General features: G+C 64.5%; 12 protein-coding genes and 1 pseudogene. 4 read left to right on the forward strand and 9 right to left on the reverse strand.

The window, feature by feature from the left end:
• The first annotated feature begins 41 nt into the window (after window positions 1-41).
• Complete coding sequence (locus tag VGV07_RS25855; protein ID WP_326871613.1) at window positions 42-1,433, forward strand: UDP-glucose/GDP-mannose dehydrogenase family protein; 1,392 nt, start codon at window positions 42-44, stop codon at window positions 1,431-1,433.
• 44 nt (window positions 1,434-1,477) lie between these two features.
• Here the strand turns inward: VGV07_RS25855 and VGV07_RS25860 are convergent, their stop codons facing one another.
• The 6 genes from VGV07_RS25860 to VGV07_RS25885 form a co-directional block, all read right to left on the reverse strand.
• Complete coding sequence (locus VGV07_RS25860) at window positions 1,478-2,275, reverse strand: DUF1684 domain-containing protein (protein ID WP_326871614.1); 798 nt, start codon at window positions 2,273-2,275, stop codon at window positions 1,478-1,480.
• Window positions 2,276-2,291: 16 nt separating this feature from the next.
• Complete coding sequence (locus tag VGV07_RS25865) at window positions 2,292-3,038, reverse strand: ATP-binding cassette domain-containing protein (protein ID WP_326871615.1); 747 nt, start codon at window positions 3,036-3,038, stop codon at window positions 2,292-2,294.
• On the reverse strand, window positions 3,035-3,844 hold the full coding sequence (locus VGV07_RS25870) for an ABC transporter ATP-binding protein (protein ID WP_326871616.1): 810 nt from the start codon (window positions 3,842-3,844) through the stop codon (window positions 3,035-3,037). The genes VGV07_RS25865 and VGV07_RS25870 overlap by 4 nt, the downstream gene beginning before the upstream one ends.
• 149 nt (window positions 3,845-3,993) lie before the next feature.
• A complete protein-coding gene (locus tag VGV07_RS25875) occupies window positions 3,994-4,764 on the reverse strand; it encodes an ABC transporter permease (RefSeq protein WP_326871659.1) in 771 nt (256 codons plus the stop codon).
• 71 nt (window positions 4,765-4,835) lie between these two features.
• Window positions 4,836-5,795 carry an ABC transporter permease gene (locus tag VGV07_RS25880; RefSeq protein ID WP_326871660.1) on the reverse strand — a complete coding sequence of 320 codons (960 nt, stop codon included), beginning with the start codon at window positions 5,793-5,795 and terminating at the stop codon, window positions 4,836-4,838.
• A 188-nt stretch (window positions 5,796-5,983) separates the two neighbouring features.
• Entirely contained in the window at window positions 5,984-7,480 is a 1,497-nt protein-coding gene (locus VGV07_RS25885) for an ABC transporter substrate-binding protein (protein WP_326871617.1), read from the reverse strand.
• A gap of 449 nt (window positions 7,481-7,929) precedes the next feature.
• On the opposite strand from VGV07_RS25885, the gene VGV07_RS25890 reads away from it, so the two are divergent.
• The 3 genes and pseudogenes from VGV07_RS25890 (at window position 7,930) to VGV07_RS25900 (ending at window position 11,129) form a co-directional block, all read left to right on the forward strand.
• On the forward strand, window positions 7,930-8,898 hold the full coding sequence (locus VGV07_RS25890) for an NAD-dependent epimerase/dehydratase family protein (protein ID WP_326871618.1): 969 nt from the start codon (window positions 7,930-7,932) through the stop codon (window positions 8,896-8,898).
• 306 nt (window positions 8,899-9,204) lie between these two features.
• Window positions 9,205-10,147, forward strand: a pseudogene (locus VGV07_RS25895) (UDP-glucuronic acid decarboxylase family protein).
• 154 nt (window positions 10,148-10,301) lie between these two features.
• Window positions 10,302-11,129 (forward strand): inositol monophosphatase, encoded by an 828-nt coding sequence (locus tag VGV07_RS25900; protein ID WP_326871619.1) that lies wholly within the window; start codon window positions 10,302-10,304, stop codon window positions 11,127-11,129.
• A gap of 222 nt (window positions 11,130-11,351) precedes the next feature.
• On the opposite strand, the gene VGV07_RS25905 is transcribed toward VGV07_RS25900, so the two are convergent.
• Genes VGV07_RS25905 through VGV07_RS25915 form a run of 3 tightly spaced genes read right to left on the reverse strand, consistent with a single transcriptional unit; the run spans window position 11,352 to window position 14,055 of the window.
• Entirely contained in the window at window positions 11,352-12,185 is an 834-nt protein-coding gene (locus VGV07_RS25905) for a glycerophosphodiester phosphodiesterase (protein WP_326871620.1), read from the reverse strand.
• A complete protein-coding gene (locus VGV07_RS25910; protein ID WP_326871621.1) occupies window positions 12,185-13,222 on the reverse strand; it encodes an ABC transporter ATP-binding protein in 1,038 nt (345 codons plus the stop codon). The genes VGV07_RS25905 and VGV07_RS25910 overlap by 1 nt, the downstream gene beginning before the upstream one ends.
• An 11-nt stretch (window positions 13,223-13,233) precedes the next feature.
• Window positions 13,234-14,055, reverse strand: coding sequence for an ABC transporter permease (locus tag VGV07_RS25915; RefSeq protein WP_326871622.1), 822 nt, complete (start codon window positions 14,053-14,055; stop codon window positions 13,234-13,236).

A 14,055-nucleotide genomic window follows, 5' to 3' on the forward strand; every position in this document is an offset into this window, starting at 1 on the left:
ATTGCCGCGCATAAAGGCTGCGGGTTCTTTCGGGGCTTTCGATGAAGATAACGATATTCGGCTCGGGCTATGTCGGCCTCGTCACCGGGGCCTGCCTCGCCGATGCGGGCAATCACGTCGTCTGCGTCGACATCGACACCGCCAAGGTAGCCCTGCTCAATAGCGGCCATGTTCCGATCCACGAGCCCGGGCTCGAGGCGATCATCGCCAGCAGCCGCGCCGCCGGACGCCTCTCCTTCACCACCGATGTCAGAGCTGCGGTCGAGCACGGCGAAGCGCTGTTCATCGCCGTCGGTACCCCTCCCGATGAGAACGGGTCGGCCGACCTCAAATACGTTCTCGCGGTGGCGCGCAGCATCGGCGAACACTTCACCGGATTCAAAGTGGTGGCGGACAAGTCCACAGTGCCGGTCGGCACCGGCGATCGCGTTGCCGAAGCCATTGCTGCCGAACTGCAGAAACGCGGCTTTGCCGCCGACCCGGACGAGCGCGCCCGCCTCGGCCAGCCTGATTTCACCGTCATCTCCAACCCCGAGTTCCTCAAGGAAGGCGCGGCGGTCGCCGACTTCAACCGTCCGGACCGCATCATCATCGGTGCCGACAGCACGCCGGCCGGCCGGCGCGGCCTCGAACTGATCCGCCAGATCTACGCGCCGTTCACCCTCAACCACGATCGCACCATGGTAATGGATGTCCGTTCGGCCGAGTTCACCAAGTATGCCGCGAACGCCATGCTGGCGACGCGCATCTCGTTCATGAACGAACTCGCCAATCTCGCGGAGGACCTCGGCGCCGACATCGAGCTGGTCCGTCGCGGCATCGGCTCGGACCCGCGCATCGGCTACAGCTTTCTCTATGCCGGCACGGGCTACGGCGGCAGTTGCTTCCCCAAGGATGTGAGCGCGCTTCGGCGCACCGCAGCAGAGCATGGGCGCGAGTTGGGCATCCTTGCCGCTGTCGAGGCCGCCAACACGGCGCAGAAGGAAGTCCTGGGGGCCAAGATCCGGGCCCGTTTCGGCGAGGACCTCACCGGGCTGACCTTCGCCATCTGGGGCCTGTCGTTCAAACCCAATACCGACGACATGCGCGATGCGCCCAGCCGGGTGCTGATCGCCGAGCTTGTCCGCCGCGGCGCCTCGATCCGAGCCTACGATCCCGCGGCGATGGCCGAGGCGAAGCGCGTGCTAGCGCTCGATCTCGGCGGCGACATCGAAAGGGTCGAGTTCGCGGTGTCCGCCATGGCAGCCATCGCAGGCGCCGATGCGCTGGTCATCGTCACCGAATGGAAGGCCTTCCGGAGCCCTGATTTCGCCGCGCTCGCCAGAGGCCTCGAGCGAAAGGCGATCTTCGACGGCCGGAACCTCTACGAACCCTCCGTGGTCGAAGGCGCCGGGCTCGCCTACTTCCCTATCGGTCGGCGCCAGATATCCTGAGCCCGGCCGATACGGCGACGCGCAAGCCCGCCGCACCACCCCCACTAGTGCAGTTCGGCCAGCCGCTTCTCGCCTGCTTCGATGCGGAACGGCAGCACGTTCTCCAGTGGCGGCAATGGGCAGACCGCGAACTCGGTAAAGGCGCAGGGCGGGTTGATCGCCTTGTTGAAGTCGAGCACGATGCTGTTCTCGGTGACCTCCTCACCATAGAGGAAGCGCGACGCCGGATAGGTGGAATCGCGCGAGGTCGGGTCGCGGATCACGAATTGCGGCGCTTCCGGCGTGCCATGCGTGGCGATCAGCTCGTAGGTCTTGCCCTCGCGGGTGAACACCGCCTTGTGCGTCACCGCGACGCCGGTGCGGATATTGCCGGTGGTATCGACATCCATTTCCATCGGCGCCTCGAACGGCACCCACTCGGCGACGATCCGCCAATCCTGCTCTGCCGGAAAGTACTCGATACCCCGGAATGCGGCAGGTGCCGTTGACGCGGTGTCGCGGATGCGCAGGGCGTTGTCGCCGTTGACCGTGGTGATCTCGCACAGCAGGCTGCCCAACTGGAATTTCGGCGGGCTCTTCTTGTTCGGCGTGAGGTGGATCGGCTCGCCATCGGTCGGCTTGAACGTCACCGTACCGTCGGCTTCCTGCGTCACCGTCCCCAGATGCGCCGGGCCGGCGGAGAGCACGATGTCGTTGTCCTCGGCAGTGCCGACCCTCGCCGTGCCGGGATCGAGCACGAACCGGCCGATGATGTTGAGCCAGCCATTCGGCGCCTTGAGGTTGCTGAGGCGCTTCGCCTTCCAGGCGTCGAGCGCGGCGAGATAGTCGGCAGTCGTGGTCATTGGCGTCGTCCTTGGGTCAGGCAGGCATGCGGGGCACACTGCCGAGCAGCTTCCCCGTATAGGGATGTTGGGGGTCGGCGAGGATTTTGCGAGTGGCGCCGGCCTCGACGATCCGGCCTTTTTCGAGGATCACCATCTCGTCGCAGAGCGCCGCCACGACGCCGAGGTCGTGCGACACGAACACCAGCGTCATGTCGGCTGCCAACTGCTGCAGCAACTGGACGATGCGGATGCGGGTCGAGAGATCGAGCGCGCTCACGGCCTCGTCGGCCAGCAATAGTTTCGGCTTGGCGACGATGGCGCGGGCGATGGCGATGCGCTGTCGCTGCCCGCCGGAGAACTCGTGCGGATAGCGCCCGAGGATACCCGGCTCCAGCCCCACCGAAACCACCGCCGCCTCGACCAGCGCGCGCCGATCCCCCGGGATGCCGAGCGAGCGCAGTGGCTCCGAGACGATACCGAGCACATCCTGGCGTGGGTCGAGCGAGGAGTACGGGTCCTGGAACACCGCCTGCACCTGCTTGCGATAGTCCCGCATGAAGCTGCCGCGGCGCGTATCGAGGGGGGCGCCATCGAAGCGAATCTCCCCCGAGCTCGGTCGAGTCAGGCCCAGCAGCAGCCGCAGCAGGGTGGTCTTGCCCGATCCGGATTCTCCCACCAGCCCCACACTGGCGCCGGGACGGATCTCGAGCGACACCCCGTCGAGTACCAGCCGATCGCGGCTATAGCCGAAGCTCACATTGTCGACGCTGACTAGGCTCACGGTGTGCCCTCCAGCGCGTCGTCGAACGCCTTGGCGGCCGCCACCAGCGCGCGGGTATAGCCGTGCTGCGGCGCGCCGAACACTTGGCGCACCGGTCCGATCTCTACGGCCACGCCCCGCTGCATCACCACCACCCGCTCGACGATCTCCGCCACCACCGGCAGGTCATGGCTGATGAACAGCAGCGCCATGCCGCGCTCCCGCACCAACCCATCGAGCAGCTTCAGGATTTCCGCCTGCGTCGTCACGTCGAGCGCCGTCGTCGGCTCGTCGGCAATCAGCAGTTGCGGCCGGCACGCCAGCGCCATGGCAATCGCTACGCGCTGCCGTTGCCCTCCGGAGATCTCATGCGGATAGGAACGGGCGATCCGTTCGGGCTGGGGCAGGGCCACCTGCTCGAGCAGCGCCAGCACCTCGCGGTTGAGCGCGCTGCCTGCCAGTTCGCGCCCGTCGCGCCTCGCCCGCCGCCGTAGCGGTTCCGCCACCTGCTGTTCGGTCCGCAGCAGCGGGTCGAGCGCCGTCAGCGGCTCCTGGAACACGAACGCCGCCACCGTGCCGCGCAAGCTGTTCAGCGTCCGCTCCGGGGCTCCGATCACCTGCTGCCCGCCAAGTGTGACCGAGCCCGTCGCGGCGATGGCGCGCGGCAGCAACCCGGTCGCCGCCATCGCGGTCAGCGATTTGCCCGAACCGCTCTCCCCGATCAGCCCCAACCGCTCGCCGGGAGCGATCGAGAAGGAGAGGTCGGTGACCAGCGGTTTGCCATCGACGGTTAGGTTGAGATCCTGAATCTGCAGAAGTGGCTGCATCTATGCCCCACCCACCGGCGTCATCCCCGCGAAGGCGGAGACCCAGTTGCGATCCATCCACGTCACCGCATGTCGCAGCATCCCACTAGGTTCCCGCCTTCGCGGGAATGACGCCGGTGCAAGGCAGCAACGGGTAGGCGAAGTGCACCTCATCGCGAAACCCTCCGCGTCGGGTCGCCGATATCGCGCAAACCGTCGGCAAGAAGGTTCACCCCGATCACCAGCGACACCAGGGCAATGCCGGGCGCAATCGCCCCGATCGGCGCCGTGTAGACCGTGCCTTGCGCCTCCTGCAGCAGCCGGCCCCACGAGGCGTTCGGTGGTGGGGCGCCCAGCCCGAGATAGCTGAGCGACGCTTCGGCGATCGCGGCCAGCCCGAACTGCAGCGCAAAGTTGACCGACAGGGTCGGCCAGATATTGGGCAACACGTGCTGGAGCACGATGCCGGGCCAGGAAGTGCCCGAGGTCCGTGCCGCCGTGATGTAATCCATCAGCAAGACCCGCTTGGCGAGGATGCGGGTCAGCCGCGCGACGATCGCCGACAAGGCGATGCCGAGCGCCAGGATCGCCGTGCCGAGGCTGGCCGTGTCGCTCGCCGCCACCACCAGCATGGCAATGAGCAGCGTGGGGAAGGCGATGAGGATGTCGAGCGTCGCCGCCAGTGCATCATCGAGCAGGCGCGTTGCGAACGCCGCCAGCACACCGAGCGTCACCCCGATCAGCCCGCCGATCGTCACCGCGCCGATGCCGACGATCAGCGCGATGCGCGAACCGATCATGATCTGGGTGAAGAAGTCCCGTCCCAGCCGGTCGGTGCCGGCCCAGTGCTCCCACGATGGCGGCGCAAGGCGCCCGCCGGTCAGCGCTGTCGGGTCATACGGAGTCCACACCAGCGTCAGCAGTGCCACCGCGATATGCATGCCAACCAGCAGCAGACCAAGCCATAGCGTCAGCGATCCACGTGCGCGCGGCGCGATTGCTATTGCGGTGCTCACGGCGCACCAGCCCGACCGCGCAGCCGCGGATCGATGAAGCGCTGCAAGAGGTCGGCGGCAAAGCCGATCAGCAGCACCAGGAGCGTCGAAATGAACAGCACGCCCTGCACATTGGGATAATCACGCTGCTGGATGGCGAGCAGCAGCATCGAGCCGAGACCCGGCAGGGCAAAGACTTTCTCCACCACCACTGCGCCGAGGAAGGTGGTCGCCAGCTCGATGCCGAGGATCGAGATCACCGGCACCGCGCCATTGCGGACGCCGTGCCGCACCAGCGCCTCGGTGAAGCCCGAGCCCAGCGCCCGCGCCGTGCGGATATAGTCGCTCCCGAGCACATCCTGGGTCGCCGAGCGCACATAGCGCAGCAGCGACGCCGCGATCACCAGCGCCACGGTGAGCACCGGCAGCGCCAGCGCGACGGCGGCCTCGCCGAAATTGGCCCACCCCTTCAGCGGAAAGCCGCCCGAAGGGAACAGCCGGAGGTTGATGGCGAAAATCGTGACGATCAGGATGCCGAGCCAGAACACCGGAATGGCGATCCCCAGCTGGCTGACGATCGAGATCGCCGCCCCGTACCAGCGGTCCGCCTTCACCGCCGCGACGATCCCGAGCGGCAGCGCAATGACGATGGCGAGCAGGAAGCCGAGGATGGTCAGCGGCACCGTCACGCTCAGCCGGTTGCCGATTTCCTCGAGCACACTCGCCTTGCTGACGAAGGAGGTGCCGAGGTCGAAACGCGCCAGGTTGCCGATGAAGCTGACGAATTGCGTCAGCAGCGGCTGGTCCGAACCCACCTGCGTCCGCGCCGCCGCGATCTGCGCCTCGGTGGCGCCGACTCCGAGCAGGGCATTGGCCGGGTCGCCCGGCAACAGCCTGAGCAGCACGAACAGTACGATTGCCGCGATCAGCAGCGACAGCAGCAGGATGGCAAGGCGCCGGAGGAGGTAAGTGAGAATGGGAGTGTGGCCTTCAGTCTTGTGGTTGCCCACCTTATCGCGCCCCACCCACCGGGTCATTCCCGCGCAAGCGGGAAACTCTGTTTGAGATGCCGCAGCAGAAAACAGAGATCCCCGCTTTCGCGGGGATGACACCGAGGTTGATGGCAGGCTGGATGAGGGCGGCGACGCGCGCCGCCCCCCAAAGCTCACTTCGCCTTCTGGATGCCGTAGGCGAAGAACTGCGAGTTCAGCCCATTCACCGGGTAGCCGGTGACATTGGCGGCCGACACCACGATCTGCGGATAGAGATAGAGCCAGTTGCTGGCCGCATCCTCGGCGATGAGCTTGTTGGCATCGGTGAGCCTGGCCACCTGGTCGGCCTCGCTCGGGGCGGCTTCGGCGTCGGCGATCAGCTTCACCACCTCGGGGTTGTTGTAGCCCCAGTAGAAGTCAGGGTTGCCGTAGAACACGATGTCGCGGTGGTTGACGTGCTCCTGCAGCGTCGCCTGGAAGTCGTGCGCCTTGTAGATCTTCTCGTACCACTCGTTGGCGGTGATGATGTTGATGTTCACCTTTACGCCGACCTTGGCATACTCGGCCTGCAGGAACTGCGCGACGATCGGGTGCGGATCGTAGTCGGGCGTATCGAGCGTGAACTCGAAGCCATCGGGGTAGCCGGCTTCGGCCAGCAGCGCTTTGGCCGCGTCGACGTCATAGGCATCGACACCGGTGAGATCGACATACCACGGGTCGGTCGGCGGCACGAACGAGCCGATCAGCGTGCCGTACTCGCCCCAGATCGAATTGAGCAGCTTGGCCTTGTCGGTGGCCTTGGCCAAAGCCTTGCGCACCTTGACGTTGTCGAACGGCGCGACACGGTCGTTCCAGGCGAGGAGCTCCTTGGTGGTCGATGCGCCTTCAGTCACCGTGAAGGCCGGGTTGCCGGCGAACTGGGCCAGCGAGTCCGGGCTCTGCACCGAAGTGATCACGTCCACCGCATTGGTCAGCAGCGCATTGTTCAACGCCGTCGCGTCGGTGAAGTAGGTGTAGATCACTTCGCCATTGCTCGGCGCAGTGCCCCAGTACTTGTCGTTGCGGGCGAGTGCCAAAGCCGAACCGCGGCGCCATTCGCCCAGCGTGTAGGGGCCGGTGCCGTCTTCGCTCGCCGTGATGTCGGTCGCCTTGTCGTTGACGATCCACACATAGCTGAGGTTGTAGGGCAGCGAGATCGAGCGGGTCGAAAGCGTGATCACCACGGTCTGATCGTCCGGCGTCTCGATGCCGGTGATGGTCGAAAGGCTCTTCTTGCGCGAACTCTTCGAGGCTTCGGCGGTGACGCGCTCGATCGAGTACTTCACGTCGGCAGCGGTCAACGGGTCGCCCGAGTGGAAGGTGACGCCCGGCTTCAGCTTGAAAGTGTAGGTCAGCCCGTCATCGCTGGCGCTGTAGCTGTCGACGAGCTTGGGCTCCACGGCGCCCGCATCGGTCAGCTGGAACAGCGCCTCGTAGACGTTGCCGTTGAACGCCTCGTTGATGCCCTGGCCGGCGCCGGCCGTATTGTCGAGGTTCTGCGGCTCATAGAGCGAACCGATGCGGATCGTCGCATTGGCATCGAACTCCTGCGCCAGGGCGAGCGGCGCCACGGCAACGCTGCCCAGCAGCGCTGCGGCGACCAGCGCGCGGCGGATGGAAATCTGGTTCATTCGGGGAACTCCTTGTTAGTGCGTGGACCGGCATGATGAAAGCGGTCTCACATTGTCATCTGTGTACCCTGTCAAGCGGCAAAACCCTATGCTTCGGCCAGCCAATTCGATCTGCCGGGCTGCGCGGTGGCGAAACGCTCTTCGAGCGCTGGAGCAGAACTGAAAATCTCGTTCCGATTGCCGCCCGAGGCCCTCGTCGCTGCGCGAGTGCCAGCCACTCGGCGACCTGATGAGCCTAAGCAGCGCGACCACGTCGGCGACCCAACTGAGTTGACGCTCCTGACTTTGGCAGTGTTTTGTTCTCGTCGCCCAGTGATCGCCTCGATGGCAGGCTGCCGCTGTCTATCCGTATTTGCCATTGTCGAAAGTTGGTATCTCACGTCCTGTGGTATGCCGTATGCCGTATGCCGTATGCCGTATGCTGTTGTCGTTGCACGAGGATTTACATCATGAAAGCTGCATTGGTCTGCGGCGCCGGCGGCTTTATCGGGAGCCATATGGTCAAGCGATTGAAGGCCGAAGGACACTGGGTCAGGGGCGTCGACCTGAAGTTTCCGGAATTCTCCGAGACCCAGGCCGATGATTTCGTGATCGGGGACCTTCGTGACCGAAGCGTCGTCGACCGCGTAATCGACCGCCGCTTCGATGAGATCTACCAACTGGCAGCGGACATGGGCGGCGCCGGGTATATCTTTACCGGTGAGCACGACGCCGAGATCATGCACAACTCGGCGACGATCAACCTGAACGTCTCCGACAGCGCCTACAAGCGCAACAACGCCAAGGTCTTCTATTCATCTTCGGCATGCATGTATCCCGCCTACAACCAGGAAGATCCCGGCAATCCCAACCTCGCTGAGTCGAGCGCTTACCCGGCTGCACCGGACAGCGAATATGGGTGGGAGAAGCTGTTCTCGGAGCGATTGTTCCTCGCCTACAATCGAAACTTCGGCATGAGCAACCGCGTCGCCCGCTACCACAACATCTTCGGGCCGCAGGGAACCTGGACCGGAGGCAAGGAAAAGGCTCCCGCCGCGGTCTGCCGCAAGGTTGCCCAGGCCAACAACAACGGCGAAATCGAGATCTGGGGCGATGGCCACCAGACGCGCTCCTTCCTCTACATTGACGAGTGTCTCGAAGGCACCATCAGGCTCACGCGCTCCACCTTCGAGGGACCGGTCAACATCGGCTCCGATGAGATGGTGACCATCAATCAACTGGTAGACATCGTCTCCGACATCGCCGGCAAGACCCTGCACAAGCATCACATTCCTGGTCCGCAGGGCGTACGCGGACGAAACTCCGACAACCGCCTCATTGAGGCGACGTTAGGGTGGCGCCCCTCGGCATCATTGCGTTCAGGGTTGGAGACAACCTACGCATGGATCGAACAGCAGGTCCTTCGCAATGCAAACTGAGCGGCGGTAGGGGAGCAGGGCGACATGGACGTCATTCCCCCGATGGAAATTCCTGGCGTCCCGGTGAGCGTTGTCGATATGACTGCGTCGCTTGTGGGGGGCTCCAGCCGATCAAGACGGATGCCATGACGCCTGCAGCCGATGGGACTGCTGGTGCGTAATCGCGGACATTGTGTCTGGTTACGAAGCAACGGCCCGTGGGTGCAGATCTTCGAGGTTACCCATCGCGACGCACGCTGCGCCCATTGGGGGCAGCGTCTGCGGTAGGTTGGCCTGCGAGCGCAGTTCAGGGGGAGAAGAAGAAGAATGGGCGGGGGCGATACGCAACGCGTTCTGGTCACCGGCGGCGCCGGCTTTCTGGGCAGTCACCTTTGCGACCGGCTGATTGACGCCGGACACGATGTCGTCTGCGTCGACAACTTCTATACCGGCAGCAAGGACAACATCCGTCACCTCATCGGTAACCCACGCTTCGAGCTGCTGCGGCATGACGTGACGTTTCCGCTCTATGTCGAGGTCGATCGCATCTTCAACCTGGCGTGCCCAGCTTCGCCGATCCACTACCAGCGCGACCCGGTGCAGACGACCAAAACCAGCGTGCACGGCGCCATCAACATGCTGGGGCTCGCCAAGCGGCTCAGGGCTCGCATCCTGCAGGCGTCCACCAGTGAAGTTTATGGCGATCCCGAAGTTCACCCCCAGACGGAGGACTATTGGGGCAGGGTCAATCCGATCGGCACGCGCGCCTGCTATGATGAAGGCAAGCGCTGTGTTCTTCGACTACCACCGCCAGCACAAGCTCGACACCAAGGTACTGCGGATCTTCAATACCTATGGACCTCGCATGCAGCCCGACGACGGTCGCGTGGTGTCGAACTTCATTGTTCAGGCGCTGAAGGGCGAGCCCATAACCATCTACGGCGATGGCAAGCAGACCCGCAGCTTCTGCTACGTCGATGACCTGATCGAGGGGATGCTGCGCCTGATGGAAACGGGGCCCGACTTCCCCGGCCCAATCAACATCGGCAACCCCGGTGAGTTCACCATGACTGAACTGGCCGAAGTGGTCGTTCGCCAGACCGGCAGCAGGTCGCCGATCGTCTACCTGCCTTTGCCGGCTGACGATCCGCGCCAGCGACGCCCTGATATTTCGCTGGCCCGCGAGAAACTGGGCTGGTCGCCCGCCATTGCGCTCGAAGAGGGCATCGGACGCACCATCGCGTATTTCCGCACCGTGGTTGCGGCCTGATCATGCGGGTCGCAGTGATCGGTGGCGCCGGCAACATCGGCAGCCACACCGCCAAGGCGCTGGCGGTCCGCTGGGCCAGCCGTATCCGCTGATTTTCCTGTTCCCATCCGCCCCCCGCGATAAGCTCACAGCTCATTACTGCGAGTGAGTCCCGATGAGCATTTCCTACGACGCCATCCTTGCCGACATGGTCACTGTCGCGCGCGAGGCTGGAGCCCTGACGCAAGGTTATTTCAAGCGCTTCCGCGACATCGAAATCGGCATCAAGGGGCCGGCGGATTTCGTCTCCGACGCCGACAAGGAATCCGAGCTGCTGATCCGCAAATTCCTGTTCGAGCGTTATCCGGACTGGAGCTTCACCGGCGAGGAATTCCCACCGGTCGACAAGGCCGACCAGGAGTATCGCTGGCTGGTCGATCCGATCGACGGCACCACCAACTTCATCAACGGTATGCACTACACCATCTCGCTCGCGCTCCGTCGCGGCAACGAGACGGTGGTCGGCGTGCTCTACAACCCGCCAGCCGACGAGATGTTCACTGCCATCGCGGGGCAGGGCAGCTTTCTCAACGGCGAGCGGCTGAAGGTCTCCGAGCAGACCGAGATCGGGCTGATGAATATCGGCACCGGGCTACCGACACCCGGGCTGTCGCTCTATCCCGGTGCCTATGAGCGGCTCGACGCCATCCGCGCCCCTGTCGGCGCCGTGCGCATCGTCGGCAGCGCCGCCAACTCCTGCGCCTATGTCGCAATGGGCCGGCTCACTGGCTATTACGAAGAGACTGGTTTCACCGACACGGCAGCCGGTATCCTGTTCGTCCAGGAAGCCGGCGGCATCGTCACCGATTGGTGGGGCAGGGGCCCGGAATACTACGAGCAGACCGGCGCCATGATCGTCGCCAACAAGGCGACGCATGCGTATCTGATCGACAAGCTGAAGGATGTGCCCAAGAAGGAAACCAAGCACCCCAAGGGGGTGTGAGGGACGAACACCAGCCTCTCGGTCATCTCCCCCCGTGCGGGGGAGAAAGCGAAAACTTGAGCTTAGCGAAGCTAAGTCCTTAGTTTTCGCAAGAGGGGGGCCGTTTGAGGCACCGTGCCCTCCACGTCCCCCCTCTTGGAATTTCTAAGGCTTAGCCAAGAAGCTAAGCCCAAGAAATTCCATTCTCCCCCGCACGGGGGGAGATGGCCGAGAGATCGGGGCTCACCCCAGCGCCGCCGCCACCCCTTCCGGATCATCCGTGGTGATCTGATCCACTTTCAGCTCGAGCAACCGCCGCACGACCGCCATCCCCTCTTCGTCCGCCCGCTGCACCGTGTAGGCATCGATCCTGCGACCATGCGCGTGGAACGCGCCGATGATATCGAACCCGTCACGGTCGGCCTCGAGCACCAGCCGGTATTCAAGATAGTCGAGCTCCGATTTCGGCGACGCCGCCACCGCGTCCGCGACGAAGGCGGGGTAATCGCGCGTCGCCAGCAGCCGCTCCATCGCCCCCTTGTGGCAGGGGTCGTAGCCGATCCTGAGGCCGGGCGTGCTGTCGGTCAGGATCCGCACCGACTCCGCGTCTCCGGACGAGAGGATGAAATGCGGCGCCACCGGCCCCAGCGCCCGCGCGAAGTTCTCAATCACTTCGGGGTTGAGCGCTGCCGCGTCTTCCTTGTAGTCGAGCTGCAGCAATCCCTCGGGATGCGCGCCGTCGCGGGCGATCAGCGCCGCGAGGTCTTCGAGCAGCATCACCTTGTCGTCGATCGGCTGGCCGTCATTGTCGCGCAGGTGGAGCCCGCGCAGTGTCGCCGCCGATGTCTCGCGCACCAGGCCGCTGCCGGTGGTTTCGCGCTCCAAAGACAGGTTGTGCAGCACCGCCATGCCGTTATCGGCGTGGATCACCAGATCCACCTCGACACTGGCGCCCAGCTGCATGCCCTCGATGATCCGGCGTCCGGTGAACACCGGATCTGTGCCTCTGCGACGTCCGCGGTGCCACTTGAAGAACGTGCGGTGACCCGCACGGGTCACCGAAATCGCGTCGGCCATTAGTTGCTCCGGTGGATTGCCGCGTTGTCGCGATAGGCCGCAAACGCCCTCGGCTTCAGATCGATCGGCTGGCCATGCGACCAGTCCCGCGCTTCGCTGGTCATGGATTTGAGCCGCGTGCCATCCGGCAGCTCGATATCGACGATGGCGTGCGTGCCGTAGTCGGTGACGCGATGGATTGTTGCCATCCCGGGGCCGTTGGCCGAAACGATCTCGAGCGCCTCGGGGCGCACTGCCAGCGTCGCCGCGCCGTCGCCCACCGGCAGCGGCACGGTGAAGCCCGAATGCGTGAACGTGCCATTGGCCACAGTACCCTCGACGAGGTTCATCGTGCCGATGAAGCCCGCGACGAACGGCGTCGCCGGTTCGCGATAGACCACGTCCGGCCGCGCCGCCTGCTCGGTCCGCCCGTCGCGCATCACCACGATCCGGTCGGCCAGCGCCAGCGCTTCGTCCTGGCCGTGCGTCACGAACAGCGTGGTGATCTTCAGCCGCTGCTGGATGTCCCGAACCTCTTCGCGAAGCCGTTCGCGCAAGTGCTGGTCGAGTGACGCAAACGGCTCGTCGAGCAGCAGGATTTTCGGCTCCAGCACCAGCGAGCGCGCCAGCGCCACGCGCTGCTGCTGGCCGCCTGACAGCTGGTTGGTGGCGCGATGGCCATAACCGCCGAGCCCCACCAGCTCGAGTACCGCCTCGACCTTGCGCTTGATCTCGGCTTCCGGCAGGCGTCTGAGCTTCAACCCGAAGGCCAGGTTCTTGAACACGTTCATATGCGTCCACAGCGCATGACTCTGGAACACCATGCCGGTGGGACGTTTCTCAGGCGGCACTCGCGTCACGTCCTCGCCGTCGATCTCCACATGGCCAGAGGTCGGCGTTTCGAAACCACCGATCATGCGCAAGAGGGTCGATTTGCCCGAGCCCGAGGGCCCGAGCAGGCACACCAGTTCGCCATCGCCGACGGTCAGGGTGAAGTCGTCCACCGCCTTGGTCGTGCCGAAGGCTTTGGTTACGTCTCTGATTTCGAGCACGGACATGCGAGAATTCCTTATCCGCCAAAGCCCTTGGCAAAACTGCCCGAACTGATGACGCGGCGCGCGAACAGAAGCGCGATGAAGCTCGGCACCCAGAGCAGCACGGAAAGCACCGCGCCATACTGGATCACCGGCTGGTTGTTGATGAAGCTGATCATCAGCACCGGCAGGGTGCGGATCTGCGGCGCGCCGATCAGCCAGGCGCCTTCGGTCTCATAAAAGGTGCCGACGAAACTCAGGAGGATCGCCGCCGCGATGGTCGGCCCGGCTTGCGGCAGGGTGATCGACCAGAACACCCGGAACGGTCCGGCGCCCACATCGCGTGCTGCCTCTTCCATGCGCCGATCTACCGACTGGAAAGCGGCCACCGGGATCCAGATCATGAACAGCAGCGTGCCCACCAGTTGGATCAGCACCACCCCCCAGAACGTTCCGATGAGATTGAGCTGCAGGAAGATGCCGGCGATGGCGACCAGCAGGCCGAACTTGGGGAAGGCATGCCCGGCAAGAAACGAGAAGAACAGGATGTTCCGCCCCGGAAAGTCCATCCGCGCGAAGGCATAGGCCGCCGGCAGGCAGATCATCGCCGACAGTAGCGTCACCACCGTGGCGAGGCTCAGGCTCATGGTGATCGAACTCCAGACATCGGCCCGCGCCAGCGTCTGCTGCCAGAACCTCAGCCCGAACTCCTGCGGGATCACCGAGGGGAAGCGCCACACATTGGTGAAGGCCCAGGTGCCCACCACCAGCAGCGGGAAGACGATGACGATGGTCAGCGCCAGGGCAAAGAAAATGCCGGTCCAGTCGATGCGTTTTTCTACGAGCGCGCGCGCCAT

The organism is Devosia sp. (genome assembly GCF_035944845.1).
Lineage (GTDB): Bacteria > Pseudomonadota > Alphaproteobacteria > Rhizobiales > Devosiaceae > Devosia_A.

Coding starts and splice junctions, on each gene's coding strand:
- VGV07_RS25885 (WP_326871617.1), bottom strand. CDS start 7,480: ATGAACCAGATTTCCATCCGCCGCGCGCTGGTCGCCGCAGCGCTGCTG.
- VGV07_RS25900 (WP_326871619.1), top strand. CDS start 10,302: ATGAGCATTTCCTACGACGCCATCCTTGCCGACATGGTCACTGTCGCG.
- VGV07_RS25855 (WP_326871613.1), top strand. CDS start 42: ATGAAGATAACGATATTCGGCTCGGGCTATGTCGGCCTCGTCACCGGG.
- VGV07_RS25875 (WP_326871659.1), bottom strand. CDS start 4,764: ATGCATATCGCGGTGGCACTGCTGACGCTGGTGTGGACTCCGTATGAC.
- VGV07_RS25910 (WP_326871621.1), bottom strand. CDS start 13,222: ATGTCCGTGCTCGAAATCAGAGACGTAACCAAAGCCTTCGGCACGACC.
- VGV07_RS25890 (WP_326871618.1), top strand. CDS start 7,930: ATGAAAGCTGCATTGGTCTGCGGCGCCGGCGGCTTTATCGGGAGCCAT.
- VGV07_RS25905 (WP_326871620.1), bottom strand. CDS start 12,185: ATGGCCGACGCGATTTCGGTGACCCGTGCGGGTCACCGCACGTTCTTC.
- VGV07_RS25860 (WP_326871614.1), bottom strand. CDS start 2,275: ATGACCACGACTGCCGACTATCTCGCCGCGCTCGACGCCTGGAAGGCG.
- VGV07_RS25915 (WP_326871622.1), bottom strand. CDS start 14,055: ATGGCGCGCGCGCTCGTAGAAAAACGCATCGACTGGACCGGCATTTTC.
- VGV07_RS25870 (WP_326871616.1), bottom strand. CDS start 3,844: ATGCAGCCACTTCTGCAGATTCAGGATCTCAACCTAACCGTCGATGGC.